General features: G+C 60.6%; 18 protein-coding genes, 1 other RNA gene and 1 pseudogene. 13 read left to right on the top strand and 7 right to left on the bottom strand.

Annotation, left to right across the window (positions count from 1 at the left end; translation table 11 throughout):
• The 4 genes from rho (at position 1) to AC3IT9_RS28080 (ending at position 4,814) form a co-directional block, all read left to right on the top strand.
• Positions 1 to 1,260, top strand: coding sequence for a transcription termination factor Rho (gene rho, locus AC3IT9_RS28095; protein ID WP_046039047.1), 1,260 nt, complete (start codon positions 1 to 3; stop codon positions 1,258 to 1,260).
• A gap of 140 nt (positions 1,261 to 1,400) precedes the next feature.
• On the top strand, positions 1,401 to 2,867 hold the full coding sequence (ubiD, locus tag AC3IT9_RS28090) for a 4-hydroxy-3-polyprenylbenzoate decarboxylase (protein WP_150753884.1): 1,467 nt from the start codon (positions 1,401 to 1,403) through the stop codon (positions 2,865 to 2,867).
• Positions 2,867 to 3,835: a CDP-6-deoxy-delta-3,4-glucoseen reductase gene (locus AC3IT9_RS28085; protein WP_489271481.1), complete on the top strand. Its 969-nt coding sequence runs from the start codon at positions 2,867 to 2,869 to the stop codon at positions 3,833 to 3,835. The genes ubiD and AC3IT9_RS28085 overlap by 1 nt, the downstream gene beginning before the upstream one ends.
• Before the next feature lie 310 nt (positions 3,836 to 4,145).
• Positions 4,146 to 4,814 carry a gamma-glutamylcyclotransferase gene (locus AC3IT9_RS28080; RefSeq protein ID WP_489271480.1) on the top strand — a complete coding sequence of 223 codons (669 nt, stop codon included), beginning with the start codon at positions 4,146 to 4,148 and terminating at the stop codon, positions 4,812 to 4,814.
• Here AC3IT9_RS28080 and glpT read toward each other — a convergent pair.
• Positions 4,790 to 6,139 carry a glycerol-3-phosphate transporter gene (gene glpT, locus AC3IT9_RS28075; protein WP_223443899.1) on the bottom strand — a complete coding sequence of 450 codons (1,350 nt, stop codon included), beginning with the start codon at positions 6,137 to 6,139 and terminating at the stop codon, positions 4,790 to 4,792. The two genes, AC3IT9_RS28080 and glpT, sit on opposite strands and share 25 nt — an antisense overlap.
• A 326-nt stretch (positions 6,140 to 6,465) precedes the next feature.
• Here glpT and AC3IT9_RS28070 point away from each other — a divergent pair, with 326 nt between their 5' ends.
• Positions 6,466 to 6,789: an energy transducer TonB gene (locus AC3IT9_RS28070; RefSeq protein WP_489271479.1), complete on the top strand. Its 324-nt coding sequence runs from the start codon at positions 6,466 to 6,468 to the stop codon at positions 6,787 to 6,789.
• On the opposite strand, the gene AC3IT9_RS28065 is transcribed toward AC3IT9_RS28070, so the two are convergent.
• Positions 6,721 to 7,698, bottom strand: a complete 978-nt coding sequence (locus AC3IT9_RS28065) for an NADPH:quinone oxidoreductase family protein (RefSeq protein WP_489271478.1) — start codon at positions 7,696 to 7,698, stop codon at positions 6,721 to 6,723. The two genes, AC3IT9_RS28070 and AC3IT9_RS28065, sit on opposite strands and share 69 nt — an antisense overlap.
• A 150-nt stretch (positions 7,699 to 7,848) precedes the next feature.
• Here AC3IT9_RS28065 and AC3IT9_RS28060 point away from each other — a divergent pair, with 150 nt between their 5' ends.
• On the top strand, positions 7,849 to 8,256 hold the full coding sequence (locus AC3IT9_RS28060; protein WP_032829534.1) for a flagellar basal body-associated protein FliL: 408 nt from the start codon (positions 7,849 to 7,851) through the stop codon (positions 8,254 to 8,256).
• Positions 8,257 to 8,398: 142 nt separating this feature from the next.
• Here AC3IT9_RS28060 and AC3IT9_RS28055 read toward each other — a convergent pair whose 3' ends face one another.
• On the bottom strand, positions 8,399 to 8,851 hold the full coding sequence (locus AC3IT9_RS28055) for an EVE domain-containing protein (protein ID WP_223443903.1): 453 nt from the start codon (positions 8,849 to 8,851) through the stop codon (positions 8,399 to 8,401).
• A 195-nt stretch (positions 8,852 to 9,046) separates the two neighbouring features.
• Here AC3IT9_RS28055 and AC3IT9_RS28050 point away from each other — a divergent pair, with 195 nt between their 5' ends.
• Positions 9,047 to 9,202, top strand: a complete 156-nt coding sequence (locus AC3IT9_RS28050; protein ID WP_007982896.1) for a hypothetical protein — start codon at positions 9,047 to 9,049, stop codon at positions 9,200 to 9,202.
• 34 nt (positions 9,203 to 9,236) lie between these two features.
• Here the strand turns inward: AC3IT9_RS28050 and AC3IT9_RS28045 are convergent, their stop codons facing one another.
• The 4 genes from AC3IT9_RS28045 to AC3IT9_RS28030 all read right to left on the bottom strand — a co-directional run bounded on the left by AC3IT9_RS28045 (position 9,237) and on the right by AC3IT9_RS28030 (position 10,661).
• Entirely contained in the window at positions 9,237 to 9,842 is a 606-nt protein-coding gene (locus tag AC3IT9_RS28045) for a 5-formyltetrahydrofolate cyclo-ligase (protein WP_150724958.1), read from the bottom strand.
• Between the two features lie 86 nt (positions 9,843 to 9,928).
• A non-coding RNA gene (gene ssrS, locus AC3IT9_RS28040) (6S RNA) lies at positions 9,929 to 10,107 on the bottom strand.
• Between the two features lie 30 nt (positions 10,108 to 10,137).
• A complete protein-coding gene (locus tag AC3IT9_RS28035; RefSeq protein ID WP_007982900.1) occupies positions 10,138 to 10,455 on the bottom strand; it encodes a cell division protein ZapA in 318 nt (105 codons plus the stop codon).
• Positions 10,452 to 10,661, bottom strand: a complete 210-nt coding sequence (locus AC3IT9_RS28030) for a TIGR02449 family protein (protein WP_007982902.1) — start codon at positions 10,659 to 10,661, stop codon at positions 10,452 to 10,454. The genes AC3IT9_RS28035 and AC3IT9_RS28030 overlap by 4 nt, the downstream gene beginning before the upstream one ends.
• 195 nt (positions 10,662 to 10,856) lie before the next feature.
• Here AC3IT9_RS28030 and AC3IT9_RS28025 point away from each other — a divergent pair, with 195 nt between their 5' ends.
• The 6 genes and pseudogenes from AC3IT9_RS28025 to AC3IT9_RS28000 all read left to right on the top strand — a co-directional run bounded on the left by AC3IT9_RS28025 (position 10,857) and on the right by AC3IT9_RS28000 (position 16,590).
• Positions 10,857 to 11,414 (top strand): YecA/YgfB family protein, encoded by a 558-nt coding sequence (locus AC3IT9_RS28025; RefSeq protein ID WP_150724959.1) that lies wholly within the window; start codon positions 10,857 to 10,859, stop codon positions 11,412 to 11,414.
• A 27-nt stretch (positions 11,415 to 11,441) separates the two neighbouring features.
• Positions 11,442 to 12,776, top strand: coding sequence for a Xaa-Pro aminopeptidase (pepP, locus tag AC3IT9_RS28020; RefSeq protein ID WP_150724960.1), 1,335 nt, complete (start codon positions 11,442 to 11,444; stop codon positions 12,774 to 12,776).
• A complete protein-coding gene (ubiH, locus tag AC3IT9_RS28015) occupies positions 12,773 to 13,960 on the top strand; it encodes a 2-octaprenyl-6-methoxyphenyl hydroxylase (protein WP_489271477.1) in 1,188 nt (395 codons plus the stop codon). Before pepP ends, ubiH begins: the two co-directional genes overlap by 4 nt.
• Positions 13,961 to 13,998: 38 nt before the next feature.
• A pseudogene (locus AC3IT9_RS28010) lies at positions 13,999 to 14,110 on the top strand (tetrameric acyl-CoA thioesterase); the annotation flags it as partial.
• 9 nt (positions 14,111 to 14,119) lie between these two features.
• On the top strand, positions 14,120 to 15,337 hold the full coding sequence (locus AC3IT9_RS28005; RefSeq protein ID WP_489273544.1) for a 2-octaprenyl-3-methyl-6-methoxy-1,4-benzoquinol hydroxylase: 1,218 nt from the start codon (positions 14,120 to 14,122) through the stop codon (positions 15,335 to 15,337).
• Positions 15,338 to 15,585: 248 nt separating this feature from the next.
• Positions 15,586 to 16,590 carry an extracellular solute-binding protein gene (locus tag AC3IT9_RS28000; RefSeq protein ID WP_150724963.1) on the top strand — a complete coding sequence of 335 codons (1,005 nt, stop codon included), beginning with the start codon at positions 15,586 to 15,588 and terminating at the stop codon, positions 16,588 to 16,590.
• Positions 16,591 to 16,672 lie beyond the last annotated feature (82 nt).

Raw genomic sequence — 16,672 nt, 5'->3', positions numbered from 1 at the left:
ATGAATCTGACTGAACTCAAGCAAAAGCCGATTACCGAACTGCTCGAATTGGCCGAACAGATGGGCATAGAAAATATGGCCCGTTCGCGCAAGCAGGACGTGATTTTCTCCCTGCTCAAGAAGCACGCGAAAAGCGGTGAGGAAATCTCCGGTGATGGCGTGCTGGAGATTCTCCAGGACGGCTTCGGCTTCCTGCGCTCCGCTGACGCTTCCTATCTCGCCGGTCCAGACGATATCTACGTCTCGCCGAGCCAGATCCGTCGTTTCAACTTGCGCACCGGTGACACCATCGTTGGCAAGATCCGCCCTCCAAAGGAAGGCGAGCGTTATTTCGCGCTGCTCAAGGTCGACACGATCAACTACGACCGTCCGGAAAACGCGAAGAACAAGATTCTCTTCGAGAACCTGACCCCGCTGTTCCCGACCGTGCGCATGAAGATGGAAGCCGGTAACGGTTCCACCGAAGACTTGACCGGTCGTGTCATCGACCTGTGCGCCCCGATCGGTAAAGGCCAGCGCGGTCTGATCGTTGCACCGCCGAAAGCGGGCAAGACGATCATGCTGCAGAACATTGCCGCGAACATCGCGCGTAACAACCCTGAAGTTCACCTGATCGTGCTGCTGATCGATGAACGTCCGGAAGAAGTGACCGAAATGCAGCGCACCGTGCGCGGCGAAGTGGTTGCCTCGACGTTCGACGAGCCGCCAACCCGCCACGTGCAGGTTGCCGAAATGGTGATCGAGAAGGCCAAGCGCCTGGTCGAGCACAAGAAAGACGTGGTGATCCTGCTCGACTCCATCACCCGTCTGGCTCGCGCCTACAACACCGTGATCCCGAGCTCCGGCAAGGTACTGACCGGTGGTGTCGATGCCCACGCCCTGGAGAAACCGAAGCGTTTCTTCGGCGCCGCGCGGAACATCGAAGAAGGCGGCTCGCTGACCATCATCGCCACCGCGCTGGTTGAAACCGGCTCGAAGATGGACGAAGTGATCTACGAGGAATTCAAAGGCACCGGCAACATGGAGCTGCCGCTTGATCGCCGTATCGCTGAAAAGCGCGTCTTCCCGGCCATCAACATCAACCGTTCCGGCACCCGCCGCGAAGAGTTGCTGACTGCCGACGACGAGCTGCAGCGCATGTGGATTCTGCGCAAGCTGCTGCACCCGATGGATGAAGTGGCTGCCATCGAGTTCCTGGTCGACAAGTTGAAAACGACCAAGACCAACGATGAGTTCTTCCTGTCGATGAAACGCAAGTAAGTCGAACAGGCAAAAAAAGCCGGGGAAACCCGGCTTTTTGCTATCTGATTTTTGATCAAGCGGCAGTTCGTGGTTCTGAACCGCAGGGTTCGGCGCTAAACTGCCTGCCCCGAACGCCACGGCCAACACGAGGCTCACGCATGCAGTATCGCGACTTGCGCGACTTTATCAGCGGGCTGGAACAGCGCGGCGAACTCAAGCGCATCCAGATTCCGGTGTCCCCAGTACTGGAAATGACCGAGGTCTGCGACCGCACGTTGCGCGCCAAAGGTCCGGCCCTGCTATTCGAAAAGCCTACGGGTTACGACATTCCCGTGCTCGGCAACCTGTTCGGCACCCCCGAGCGCGTGGCGTTGGGCATGGGCGCCGAGGCGGTCAGCGAGCTGCGCGAGATCGGCAAGCTGCTGGCGTTCCTCAAGGAACCCGAGCCGCCGAAAGGCTTGAAGGATGCCTGGTCCAAGCTGCCGATCTTCCGCAAGATCATTTCGATGGCGCCGAAAGTCGTCAAGGACGCGGTGTGCCAGGAAGTGGTCATCGAAGGCGACGACGTCGACCTGGCCATGCTGCCGGTGCAGACCTGCTGGCCGGGCGATGTTGGCCCGCTGATCACCTGGGGCCTGACCGTCACCAAAGGCCCGAACAAGGATCGCCAGAACCTCGGCATCTATCGTCAGCAGGTGATCGGTCGCAACAAGGTCATCATGCGCTGGCTGAGCCACCGTGGCGGCGCGCTGGATTACCGCGAGTGGTGCGAAAAGCACCCGGGCCAGCCGTTCCCGGTTTCCGTGGCCCTGGGCGCTGACCCGGCGACCATCCTCGGTGCCGTGACCCCGGTGCCCGACAGCCTTTCCGAATACGCCTTCGCAGGCCTCTTGCGCGGTAACCGCACCGAGTTGGTGAAGTGCCGGGGCAACGACCTGCAAGTGCCGGCTACCGCCGAAATCATTCTCGAAGGCGTGATCCATCCGGGCGAGATGGCCGATGAAGGCCCGTACGGCGACCACACCGGTTACTACAACGAAGTCGACAGCTTCCCGGTGTTCACCGTCGAGCGCATCACCCACCGGATCAAGCCGATCTACCACAGCACCTACACCGGCCGTCCACCGGATGAGCCGGCGATCCTCGGCGTGGCATTGAACGAAGTGTTCGTGCCGATCCTGCAGAAGCAGTTCCCGGAGATCACCGATTTCTACCTGCCGCCCGAAGGCTGCTCGTACCGGATGGCCATCGTGACCATGAAAAAGTCGTATCCGGGCCACGCCAAGCGGGTAATGCTGGGTGTCTGGTCGTTTTTACGACAGTTCATGTACACCAAGTTCGTTATCGTCACCGACGACGATATCAACGCCCGGGACTGGAACGACGTGATCTGGGCCATCACTACGCGCATGGACCCCAAGCGCGACACGGTGATGATCGACAACACGCCGATCGACTACCTCGACTTCGCCTCGCCGGTTTCCGGCCTGGGGTCGAAAATGGGCCTCGATGCCACGCATAAATGGCCGGGCGAAACTACCCGCGAATGGGGCCGGGTCATCGTCAAGGACGATGCCGTGACCCAGCGGATCGATGCCATCTGGAATCAGTTAGGAATAGATTGATGCGTGTAACCTTGCAGCCCTCCGGAGCAGTGCTTGAGATATTGCCCGGCGAGCGGATTCTCGATGGCGCACGACGTCTGGGCTACGAATGCCCGCAAAGCTGTCGCAACGGCAATTGCCACGTGTGCGCGGCGCTGCTGGTGGAAGGCCGGGTCGAGCAGGCCGGCAATGTGCGCGACCATGGCGAATTCTACACTTGCATAGCGGAGCCGCTGGAAGACTGCATCGTCCTGTGGGATGGCGTGCTCGCGCTGGGAGAACTGCCGGTGCGCAGCGTGTCGTGTCAGGTCATTGAGTGCAAGGAGGTGGGCGGCGACACCTGGCGCGTGCGTCTGCGGGCTCCGGCCGGCAAGCCGCCGCGTTACCACGCCGGCCAGTACCTGATGATCGAGCGTGAGAACGGCGAGAAATCCGCCTTCTCCCTCGCCTCGGCACCGCATGCGGGGCGCGACCTGGAAATCCACGTACTGGCGCGCGAAACCAGTGCGCTGAGCCTGATCGAACAGCTCCAGCGCAACAGCATTGTGCGGGTCGAATTGCCGTTTGGCGATACCCACCTGGAGGAGTTGCCGGACGGTTCTCTCGTGCTGATCGCCGCTGGTACCGGCATGGGCCAGATCCACAGTCTGATCGAGCATTGCCGGGCCTCGGGTTTCAAGCACCCGGTGCATCTGTATTGGGGCGTGCGTCGTCCTGAAGATTTTTATCAAATCGAGCACTGGGACGAATGGCTGAAGCTGCCCAACCTGTTCCTTCACAAGGTCGTCAGCGATCAATGCGGTTGGGAAGGGCGGTGCGGCATGTTGCATGAAGCGGTCTGTGAAGACTTCCCTGACCTCAAGCCGCTGCATGTGTACGCCAGTGGCTCTCCAGCCATGGTCTACGGCACGCTGGATGCGCTGGTGGAAGCGGGGATGGACGCTCACCAGATGCGTGCCGACGTTTTTGCGTATGCCCCCAGATCCTGATGTTGCCCCTCCACACTGTAGGAGCGAGCCTGCTCGCGATGGACTCAAGAGCGCCGCGGACAGCCTGACTCCCCGCGTAATCGTTAACGACCATCGCGAGCAGGCTCGCTCCTACAAGTTATAAACCCCTACATAGCCTATCGGTATTTATAAACATCTATAAATTTCGGTAGGTTATATCTCATGCAGGCATCAACTTAAGAACTGTGCCATGGCATTCAAATTGCCTTAAAACTTATGTGCCTTATTGTTACAGCTGTGCGTTCTATTAAGTAATTCTTCACCCGCGGGGAGCTGAACGCTATTCGCCATGAGCGCCATTGAATCTGCTTTTTTGAATCTGGCTTACCCTCCGCGGCTCGATCTGGGGCCGCAGCTCACGCACGAACAATTGCTCAGCTCGATGCAATCGACCATGGCGCGCCACAAGGGCGGTCCGGTGTGGTTGTTTGCGTATGGTTCGCTGATCTGGCGCCCTGAATGCACGGCGGTTGAGCGGATTCGCGGCCGGGTGCATGGATACCATCGCGGGTTGTACCTGTGGTCCCACGAACATCGCGGCACGCCGGAAATGCCCGGCCTGGTGTTTGGCCTGGATCGCGGCGGTTCTTGCAGCGGTTTCGCCTATCGCTTGCCCGAAGAGCAACTCGAAGCCTCGCTCTACGCACTTTGGCAGCGCGAGATGCCTTTCCCTTCCTACCGCCCGCACTGGCTCAACTGCCGTCTCGAAGATGGCAGCCAGGTTCAGGCATTGGGCTTTGTGCTGGAGCGACATCTGCCCAGCTATGCCGGCAACTTGCCGGACCATGTGCTGAGCCATGTGTTCGAGAACGCCTGCGGGCGCTACGGCACCACTCGCGATTATGTCGAGCAGACCGCGCACGCCCTGCGCAGCCACGCCATGCCAGACCGGAATCTGGAGGCGCGGCTCAAGCGCTGTAAATCAAAGGCCGATCAAGCGAGTGCTTCGCGGCCCTGACTGGCGATTTGTTTGTGCCGTAGGGTCGGGGCCAGGAAGGCCATCGCCAGCAGGCAGGCGCCGACCAGCAGCACGAAGCCGCCGTCCCAACCGAAATGGTCCACGGTGTAGCCCATCGCTGCACTGGCCGCGACCGAGCCGCCCAAGTAACCGAACAGACCGGTAAAGCCCGCCGCCGTACCGGCCGCTTTCTTCGGTGCCAGTTCCAACGCCTGCAGGCCGATCAGCATCACCGGGCCGTAGATCAGGAAGCCAATGGAAAGCAGTGCAATCATGTCGACCATCGGATTGCCGGCCGGGTTGAGCCAGTAAACCAGCGTCGCGACCGTCACCAGCGCCATGAACACCATGCCGGTCAGGCCACGGTTGCCACGGAAGATCTTGTCCGACATCCAGCCGCACAGCAGCGTGCCCGGAATACCTGCCCACTCGTAGAAGAAGTACGCCCACGAGGTTTTATCCACAGTGAAGCCCTTGGCTTCCTTGAGGTAGGTCGGCGCCCAGTCCAGCACGCCGTAGCGCAGCAGATAGACAAAGACGTTGGCCAGGGCGATGTACCAGAGCATTTTGTTGCGCAGTACGTATTTGACGAAGATTTCCTTGGCGCTGAATTCCTCTTCGTGGCTGGCGTCGTAGCCTTCCGGGTAGTCGTTCTTGTACTGCTCGATCGGCGGCAGGCCAACCGATTGCGGGGTGTCGCGCATGGTCACAAAGGCAAACACCGCTACTGCCAGCGCCACGGCCGCCGGCACGTAGAACGCGGCGTGCCAGTCATTGAACAGACCCATGCCGAGCAGGAACAACGGGCCGATCAGGCCGCCGCCGACGTTGTGCGCCACGTTCCACACGGACACCACGCCGCCACGTTCCTTCTGCGACCACCAGTGCACCATGGTCCGGCCACTCGGCGGCCAACCCATGCCCTGGGCCCAGCCGTTGATGAACAGCAGAATGAACATCATGGTCACGCTGGACGTCGCCCAGGGCGCGAAACCGAAAACGAACATCACCCCGGCCGACACCAGCAGGCCGAACGGCAGGAAGAAGCGCGGGTTGGAACGGTCGGACACCAGCCCCATCAGAAACTTCGACAGACCGTAGGCAATCGCGATGGCGGACATCGCCAGGCCCAGTTGACCACGGGAGTAGCCCTCGTCGATCAGGTACGGCATAGCCAGGGAGAAGTTCTTACGCAGCAGGTAGTAACCGGCATAACCAATGAAGATGCCGGCGAAAATCTGCCAGCGCAGGCGTCGGTAGGTGCTGTCTATTTTTTCTTCAGGCAATGGAGCCTGATGTGCGGCAGGACGAAAGAAAGCAAACATTCAAGAGCTCCAGATTTCTTGTTTTGACTGCGGATACGAATGTTACAGTTTCGTTACCGAAAATAGCACCGGTTCTCATCAGCAAAACAGCGGAAATGTTGGAAGTCGCGTGTTCCTTTATGAACATGTCGCTCAGATGTAAGTGAGGGGCGTTGTAGGAAGCGTTACCTGTTTGGTTAGCAGGCGCTTGATGTGCCTGAAATAGGGCAGGTCTTTAGGAAAGGTCCTTCGTTTAAAGCAGAAGTCATGGCGTTATGCCGAATGACTCTGCGCTTTAACCTTTGTGCCGTTGCCAGGTCTGGCGTTGCAGGCGAAGGGAGAGGGACATGCGGTGGTGGGTATGCGTGCTTTTGTTGGTGGCGTCCATGGATGTCAGGGCCGGGGAGGTGTTCCTGATACCCGAGAATAATCCGAAGCCGGTTTATCCGGTGGCGCTGCATCGGGCGGGTGTCACCGGCATGGTGCGTGTCAGTCTGACTGTGCAGGTGGATGGTTCAGTCAGCAAGGCCGGTATTTTGGAAGGGCGCTGTTATGACAAGAAAGCGCGGCAGCGTGGCCGCGCTTTTATTGCAGATAGAGATTCAGCGAACCTGCACCACCACTTTCCCGACCGCTTTACGCTGGCCAAGATCATTGATGGCTTGGGCTGAATTGCTCAGCGGATAAACCTGCGACACCAGCGGTTTCAACTTGCCTTCGGCAAACCAGCCAAACAACTGCTGGAAGTTCGCTGCGTTGTCTTGCGGCTGGCGTTGGGCGAACGAGCCCCAGAACACGCCGAGCACTGCCGCACCTTTAAGCAAGGCCAGGTTGACTGGCAATTCGGGAATGCGCCCGCTGGCGAAGCCGACCACCAGCAGGCGGCCGTTCCAGGCGATGGCGCGGATTGCTTGGTCGAACAGGTCGCCGCCGACCGGGTCGTAGATCACGTCGGCGCCCTGGCCGTCGGTCAGGCGCTTGATTTCGTCCTTCAGGCTGGTTTCGCTGTAGTTGATCAGCTCATCGGCGCCGGCAGCCTTGGCCACGGCGAGTTTCTCTGCGCTGCTGGCCGCCGCGATCACCCGGGCGCCCATGGCTTTGCCGATTTCCACCGCCGCCAGGCCGACACCGCCGGAGGCACCAAGCACCAGCAGGGTTTCGCCCGGTTGCAGGTTACTGCGCTGCTTGAGGGCGTGCATCGAGGTGCCGTAAGTCATGCTGAAGGCGGCGGCAGTGTTGAAGTCCATGGACGGCGGGATTGGCAACACGTTGTAGCCCGGCACGGCAACCTGCTCGGCAAAGCTGCCCCAGCCGGTCAGGGCCATGACCCGGTCACCGACTTTCAAGTGGCTGACTTTTTCACCCACGGCGCTGACCACGCCGGCCGCTTCACCACCCGGCGAAAACGGGAAGGGCGGCTTGAACTGGTATTTGCCCTCGATGATCAACGTGTCGGGGAAATTCACCCCGGCGGCGTGCACGTCCAGCAGGATTTCATTCTTCTTCGCGACAGGACTGGCGACGTCTTCCAGCACCAGCGATTCGGCAGGGCCGAAGGCTTTGCACAGCACGGCTTTCATCAGGGCTATTCCTTTGGGAGTGATGGCCGATAAGTGTAGGTGTGTGGGTCGATGGGTCAACGAGCATGCCCGACCCTGATAGTCAGCCATAAGCTTGTGCTTGCGCGGCGGGTCGTTATGCCAGGCCGCAAACCGGATAAGGAGCGAATTTTGAAAGCGTGGATCATGTTGATGCTGGCCCTGTCTCTGCCTGTGGCAGCGGTGGCCGAAGAAGCCAAAGAAGATGCAGCTCCGAAGGTCAGTTACATCACCCTGAGCCCGCCATTCGTGGGTAACTACGGGCTGGACGGCACGCCGAAACTCAAGGTCTACAAGGCCGATGTGGCGTTGCGGGTGACCGGTGACGAGGCCGCCAAAGCGGTGAAGGCCAATGAGCCGTTGATCCGCAATCAATTGGTCGCGCTGTTCGCCCAGCAGACCACCGAGACGATGAACAACGTCGAGGCCAAGGAAAAGCTGCGTCAGGAAGCGTTGAAGCAGACCCAGCAGGTGATGAACGATGAAACCGGTAAGCCGGTGGTTGAGGATTTGTTGTTCAATAACCTGATCATTCAGTAAGAACTCTGCTGTCCGGGCCGGCCTCTTCGCGGGCAAGCCCGCTCCCACAGGTTTTTTTGGTGTTTGCGTGATCGTGTTCCAACACAAATCCATTGTGGGAGCGGGCTTGCCCGCGAAGAGGCCGGTACAGGCAACAAATGACTCAAGGTTTCAAAGCAATCACCGCCGCCCACTGCTCCGCCGTCACCGGCATCACCGACAACCGCGAGCCTTTCTGCACCAGCGGCAACTCGGCCAGCGCCGTCTGCTGCTTCAGGTAATCCAGTTTCAGCACTCGGGCAAACGTTTCGACATGCGCGACATCGATCGCACTCCAGGCGTTTTTGTCCGGGGTGGCCTTCGGGTCAAAATAATGGCTCTGCGGCTCCAGCGCCGTCGGGTCCGGATACGCGGCTTCGACAATCTTGCCGATTCCGGCGATGCCCGGCTCAGGGCAGCTGGAATGATAGAAAAAGAACTCATCACCCACTGCCATGGCCCGCAGGAAATTGCGTGCCTGATAGTTGCGAACCCCGTCCCAGCGCGTTTTGCCGAGCTTTTCCAGCCCCTTGATCGAGAGTTCGTCGGGCTCGGATTTCATCAGCCAATAGGCCATGTCTTTTGCTCCTTGCGTGGTGATTGGGCAGCTTGTCGGCGATTTTATGACAAACCGACAGTCGGTTGGCGTCAGCATTTGCGCAGCGGTTCGCGTTGTCGCAAAATGCCGGCCTTTAAAGCTTGACGCTGCTGCACGGCCTACAAACGGAAACCGCTGCTGTCATCGTGTTGATGTGCCTTTGGGGGGCAATCGATGAAACGCAAACCGGATTTACTATGGATTTTGGTCATTTTGTTTGGACTTGGCGTCGTGACCACCGGCTATGCCCAAAGCCTGTGGGCCAACAAGACCGATGCGCCGGTCGAACTCGCCCAATTGCAGCAACAGTCGACAGCCTTCAAGCGCTGATCCTGTTGCCTCGCGCCACTGATCGAAGTGGCGCCTAACCTGCGTAATACCAGGCCTTGTCCGTCACCGTTCCTTGCAGCGGCACATCCCAACTCGCCTGAGCCAATCGCGCCACCTTCTGACACTCATGGGCCAGCCCCAACAATGTCGGCTTGCGCCAGTCATTGCGGCGCGCCAGGTAGGCCAGGCTTCGATCATAGAAGCCGCCACCCATGCCCAGGCGTCCACCGACATCGTCAAATCCCACCAACGGTAAAAGCACCAGATCCAGCGCCCAGACTTTACGTTGCCGGGCGAGGTTGTGCCTTGGTTCAAGAATGCGGAAGCGGTTGGGTTTGAGTTTTTCCCCGGGACGGATGCGCTGGAACACCATTTTGGTTCGCGGCCAGGCGCTCAGCACCGGTAGATAGGTGGCCTTGCCCCGGCGTTGCGCGGCGCGCAGCAACAGGTGCGGATCGATTTCACCGTCGGTGGGCAGGTAGAGCGAGATGTGTCTGGCGCGACGGAACAGCGGTTGCTGGGCCAATTGCTTGTACAGCCCGCGAGCGGCCTGGCGCTGCTGACTGGGTGTCAGTGCGCGGCGGGCCTTGCGCAGCATGCGTCGAAGTTGCGGGCGGGGGAGCAGCGCAGGTTCGGTCATGTATTCGGGCTTCAACAATGCGGATACGTGAAGCGTACCCGTAAAAACGCCAACGCCGGTATCAAAACCGGCATTGGACTGGAATCAGGCTCCCCGAATGTGCCGCTGTCGACTTAGCCCTTGAACCCGAAAGTTCAAGGTGGAAGATGCAGTAGGCTTTAAGGCTTTCCGTCTAGCGGACATGCACACCAGCCCAACGTGCAACCTCCAGGGTATAGCAAATCGGCTCAGGGACATCGCCAACTGGCAAGCACCCCAGGGAGTGAGGGGATTATACCGCAAGCGGCGACGCGAATCAGCCTTTGGTGACGTCCGGATCGGTGGCGAGCGCCAGATCGACGCGATCGAGCAGGTCACGCACCTGTTCGCGGGTCGATCCGCTGGCCTGGATATCCGGGCGTTCTTCCTTGTGCAGCAGGTCGTGGGTGATGTTCAGCGCGGCCATCACGGCGATTCGGTCGGCGCCGATGACTTTGCCGCTGCTGCGGATCTCGCGCATCTTGCCGTCCAGATAACGGGCGGCGCTGACGAGGTTACTGCGCTCTTCCTGAGGGCAGATGATCGAATACTCTTTGTCGAGGATCTGCACGGTGACGCTATTGCTTGAACTCATGAGTCTTGCTCCAGGGCCTTGAGGCGCGAAATCATCGATTCGACCTTACGCCGGGCGATTTCGTTTTTTTCAATGAGGTGCGCGCGTTCCTCGCGCCAGGTCTTTTCCTGAGCTAGTAAGAGTCCATTTTGACTCTTAAGTTGCTCGACTCGGGTAATCAGCAGCTCGAGTCTGGCCATCAGCGCTTGCAGGTCGGTGTCTTCCATTGTCTTCACTGTCTGATGGGGGTCGGACTTGTAGGAGCGAGCTCGCTCGCGATGAACCTGAGAGCGCCGCGGGGTATCAGGTACCCAGCGTTATCGTTGGCGACCATCGCGAGCATGCTCGCTCCTACAGGGGTAGTCGATGTAGGATACAAGGCCTTCATTCTAGACATAGCGCCGTCTGGCGCCTAGCTGCCCATGACCATTCAGAATTCCCCGTACCAAGGCTTCGCCACCCTGCTGACTTCCAGCGGTCACAACGTCTCGCCTGCTGAACTGCACGGCCTGTTGCTCGGCCGCAGCTGCGCCGGCGCCGGTTTCGACGCCGAAGGTTGGCTGATCGACGCCGCCGAATTGCTCGAAAGCGAGCCGCAAGACAACGTTCGCAACGCCCTGATCGGCCTGCAAGCGATGGTAAAAGGCGAGCTCACCGGCGATGACGTGACCGTCGTTCTGCTGTTGCCGACCGACGACGCCCCGCTCACCGAGCGTGCCGCCGCACTGGGCGAGTGGTGCCAGGGTTTCCTCAGCGGCTTCGGCCTGAACTGCCGTGATAGCAGCACCCTGAGCACCGAGGCCACCGAAGTGCTGCAGGATCTGGCGGCCATTTCCCAAGTGCAAGACGCGCTGGAAGAGTCCGAAGACGGCGAAAGCGACTACATGGAAGTCATGGAGTACCTGCGCGTCGCACCGCTGCTGCTGTTCTCCGAGACCAAGAAAGACGTGCCGGCCGCCGCCAAACCGTCTTTGCACTAATCGTAAGACAGGGAAAACCATCTGCCCATGATCCATATCCCGAAATCGGAATACAGCCGTCGCCGCAAGGCCCTGATGGCGCAGATGGAACCCAACAGCATCGCCATCCTGCCCGCCGCCGCGGTGGCCATTCGTAACCGCGACGTCGAGCACGTCTACCGCCAGGACAGCGACTTCCAGTACCTCAGCGGGTTTCCCGAGCCGCAGGCCGTACTGGTGCTGATGCCGGGGCGTGTGCATGGCGAATACATCCTGTTCTGCCGTGAACGCAACGCCGAGCGCGAGCTGTGGGATGGCCTGCGTGCCGGGCAGGAAGGCGCGATTCGCGACTTCGGCGCCGACGACGCCTTTCCGATCACTGATATCGACGACATCTTGCCGGGCCTGATCGAAGGTCGTGACCGGGTGTATTCGGCCATGGGCAGCAACCCCGAATTCGACCGCCACCTGATGGAGTGGATCAATGTGATCCGCTCCAAGGCCAACCTCGGTGCCCAGCCGCCGAACGAGTTCGTTGCCCTGGATCATCTGCTGCACGACATGCGCCTGTATAAATCGGCGGCGGAAGTGAAAGTGATGCGCGAGGCGGCGCGGATTTCCGCACAGGCGCACGTACGGGCAATGCAGGCCTGTCGCGCCGGATTGCACGAATTTAGCCTGGAAGCCGAGCTCGATTACGAATTCCGCAAGGGCGGGGCGAAGATGCCGGCCTACGGGTCGATCGTCGCGGCGGGGCGCAACAGCTGCATCCTGCATTACCAGCAGAATGACGCGCTGCTCAAGGACGGGGATCTGGTGCTGATCGACGCCGGTTGCGAGATCGACTGCTACGCCAGCGACATCACCCGGACCTTTCCGGTCAGCGGCAAGTATTCAGCAGAACAGAAAGCGATTTACGAATTGGTGCTGGCCTCCCAGGAAGCCGCCTTTGCCGAAATCGCCCCGAACAAGCACTGGAACCAGGCGCACGAGGCCACGGTCCGGGTCATCACGGCCGGGCTGGTCAAGCTGGGTCTGCTGCGGGGCGACGTTGACGAACTGATCGCCAGCGAAGCCTACAAGGCGTTTTACATGCACCGCGCCGGCCATTGGCTGGGTATGGATGTGCATGACGTCGGCGAATACAAGGTCGGCGGCGAGTGGCGCGTGCTGGAAGTCGGCATGGCGCTGACCGTGGAGCCGGGGATCTATATCGCCCCGGACAACCAGAATGTTGCGAAGAAATGGCGCGGCATTGGCGTGCGCATCGAGGACGACGTAGTGGTCACCAAAACCGGCTGTGAAATATTGACGAACGGCGTGCCGAAAACCGTCGCCGAGATCGAGGCCCTGATGGCCGCCGCGCGGACACAGGCAGCATGAGTCGAGTCAACCTCACAATCATCGGTGGCGGGCTGGTCGGTGCAAGCCTGGCGCTGGCGCTTCAGGCCGGGGCCAAGGCTCGGGGCTGGAAGATCGTGTTGATCGAGCCGTTCGCCCCTGGCGACAGCTATCAACCGAGTTACGATGCCCGTTCCTCTGCGTTGTCCTTCGGTTCGCGGCAAATCTATCAACGGCTGGGCGTCTGGCAGGAAGTCTCGCGCCGCGCCGAGCCGATCAAGCAGATTCATGTTTCCGACCGTGGCCGATTCTCCACCGCCCGTTTGTCGGCGATGGAAGAGGGGGTGCCAGCGCTGGGTTATGTCGTTGAAAACGCCTGGCTCGGCCAATGCCTGTGGCAAGGCCTGGACAAGGACGTGATCAGTTGGCGCTGCCCGGCGGAAGTCACCCGCATGGAGCCGCTGACCGATGGCTATCGCCTGACCCTGAACGATGAAACCACCCTGGAATGCGACCTCGCGGTGCTCGCCGATGGCGGCCGCTCCGGCCTGCGCGAGCAACTGGGGATCGGCATCCGCAAGCGTCCGTACAACCAGAGCGCGCTGATCGCCAACATCACCCCGAGCGAAGCCCACAACGGTATGGCCTTCGAGCGTTTCACCGACGAAGGCCCGATGGCGTTGCTGCCGCTTCCGGATAATCGCTGCGCATTGGTCTGGACCCGCCTGGGCATGGACGCGCAACGCCTGGCGGCCCTTGATGAACGCAGCTTCCTCAGCGAGTTGCAGGGTGTGTTTGGTTATCGCCTCGGCACATTGAAACAGGTCGGTGCGCGGCATCTTTATCCGCTGACACTGGTCGAGGCCGAAGAACAGGTGCGCCCGCATCTGGCGATTCTCGGCAATGCAGCGCACAGCCTGCATCCGATTGCCGGCCAAGGGTTCAACCTGTCCCTGCGCGATACCCAGGCCCTGGCCGATGCCTTGCTCGCCAGTGAAAAACCTTTGGGCGACTTCGCCACGTTGCAGGCCTATCGCGAACGCCAGCGTCTCGATCAGGACCTCACCGTGGGTTTCTCCGATCAGGTCACGCGCCTGTTCGGCAGCACCCAGCCGCTGGTGTCCCTGGGGCGCAACATCGGCTTGCTCGGCCTGGACCTTCTGCCACCGGCCAAACGCTGGTTTGCCCGGCAGGCGATGGGGCTGGGTACCCGTCCAGATGCGTGACTGGCTGATCCGCGGATTCGGCAAGGCATGATCGATAAAAATACCTGCCGCAATTGCAGGTTCGACATTCATGACGGCCCCTGCCACCTGGTGGCGCGGGTCGGGAAAACCCTTTACGTGCGGCTCAAGCCGCAAGAGAGACAGGCTTAAAGCATGGAAATGCGCGCAGATCTGCTGATTGTCGGGGCCGGAATGGTCGGCAGCGCCCTGGCGCTGGCGTTGCAGAACAGCGGGCTGGAAGTCCTGCTGCTGGACGGCAGCCCCATGAGCGTCAAACCGTTCAACGCTCAGGCTGCGTTTGAACCGCGGGTGAGCGCCTTGTCGGCTGCCAGCCAACGGATTCTCGAGCGCCTGGGTGTGTGGGGCGGCATCGCCGGGCGGCGCAGCAGCCCCTACACCGACATGCAGGTCTGGGATGGCAGCGGCACCGGGCAAATCCACTTCTCGGCGGCCAGCGTGCATGCCGAGGTACTGGGGCATATCGTCGAGAACCGCGTGATCCAGGATGCCTTACTCGAGCGCCTGCACGATTGCGACCTGGGGTTGCTGGCCAATGCTCGCCTGGAACAGATGCGCCGCTCCGGCGATGACTGGCTGCTGACCCTGGCCGACGGCCGCACCTTGCGTGCACCACTGGTGATCGCGGCGGATGGCGCCAACTCGGCGGTGCGACGCCTGGCCGGTGTGGCGACCCGCGAATGGGATTATCTGCACCATGCCATCGTCACCAGCGTGCGTTGCGCCAAGCCGCATCAGATGACGGCCTGGCAGCGCTTCACCGATAACGGTCCGTTGGCGTTCCTGCCCCTTGAGCGCGACGGCCAACAGGATTGGTGTTCGATCGTCTGGTCGACCACACCCGGCGAAGCCGAACGCCTGATGGCGATGGATGAGCAAGGTTTCTGCAAGGAGCTGGAGCGGGCCTTTGAAGGTCGGCTCGGCGAGGTGCTTAGCGCCGACCCGCGCCTGTGTGTGCCTCTGCGCCAGCGGCATGCCAAGCGTTATGTGGCTGAAGGCCTGGCATTGATCGGCGACGCGGCCCACACCATTCACCCGTTGGCCGGGCAGGGAGTGAATCTCGGATTCCTCGATGCCGCCGTGCTGGCCGAAGTGTTGCTGCAAGCGGCAACACGTGGCGAACGCCTGGCGGATGTGAAAGTCCTCAGCCGTTACGAGCGTCGACGCATGCCCCACAACCTGGCGCTGATGGCGGCGATGGAAGGCTTTGAGCGCTTGTTCCAGGCCGATCCGTTGCCGGTGCGCTGGTTACGTAATACCGGGTTGAAAATGGTCGAGAAAATGCCGGAAGCCAAGGCGCTGTTCGTGCGTGACGCGCTGGGGTTGACTGGGGATTTGCCGGCGCTTGCCAGGCCCTGAGATGTTCGCCGGGGCTTATGGCCCCATCGCGAGCAAGCTCGCTCCCACAGGTATTCAGGTGTTAATGCAATTTGTGTGAACGCTGGAGAACCCTGTGGGAGCGAGCTTGCTCGCGATGGCGGCAGCTCAGTCACCTCATATTCCAGATCAAGCAACATCTGGTAACTCCTCCACGGTCAGCTTCGATTGAGAAGCTAAATGTGAGTCCTTATCATTTGTCCTCATTTTTCAATCGAGAGACCGCTCCCATGTTGGCACCGAAGCGTCTACTGACTGCACTGGCCTTGACCCTGATCGGCAGCACCGCCGCCCAGGCCGCTGATGAGGTGGTGGTCTACTCCTCGCGAATCGACGAGCTGATCAAGCCAGTCTTCGATGCCTACACCGCCAAGACCGGCGTGAAGGTGAAGTTCATCACCGACAAGGAAGCGCCACTGATGCAGCGGCTCAAGGCCGAGGGCGCGAATACGCCGGCTGACCTGCTGCTCACCGTCGATGCTGGCAACCTCTGGCAAGCCGAGCAGATGGGCATCCTCCAGCCGTTCACCTCGAAAACCATCGACACCAACATTCCGCTGCAATACCGGGCCGCCTCCCATGCCTGGACCGGCCTGAGCCTGCGGGCGCGGACCATTGCCTACTCCACTGATCGGGTGAAGCCGGGTGAACTGACCACCTACGAAGCGCTGGCCGACAAGCAATGGGAAGGCCGCCTGTGCCTGCGCACGGCGAAGAAGGTCTACAACCAGTCCCTGACCGCGACCATGATCGAAGTGCACGGCGCCGGGAAGACCGAGGAAATCCTCAAGGGCTGGGTCAAGAACCTCTCCACTGACGTGTTCTCCGATGACACCGCCGTGCTGGAAGCGATCAACGCCGGCCAATGCGACGTCGGTATCGTCAATACCTACTACTACGGCCGCCTGCACAAGCAGAAGCCAGACCTGCCGGTGAAACTGTTCTGGCCGAACCAGGCTGACCGTGGTGTACACATCAACCTGTCGGGTATCGGCCTGACACAACACGCGCCACACCCGGAAGCGGCCAAGGCCCTGGTGGAGTGGATGACCACCCCTGAAGCACAGAAAATCTTTGCCGACGTGAACCAGGAGTTCCCGGCGAACCCGGCCGTGCAGCCATCGGCTGAAGTCGCCGCATGGGGCAAGTTCATCGCTGATACCTTGCCTGTGGAAATCGCCGGCAAGCGTCAGGCCGAAGCGATTCGCTTGATGGACAAGGCTGGCTGGAACTGAGTTCATAGGCTGTTGCTGGTAAAGTAAGGCCGAGCGCTATCCCTGTGGCGAGGGAGCTTGCTCCCGCTTGAGTGCGCAGCAC

This window comes from Pseudomonas sp. KH_046_1 (assembly GCF_057839025.1).
This window is presented reverse-complemented; position numbering and strand designations above follow the sequence as displayed.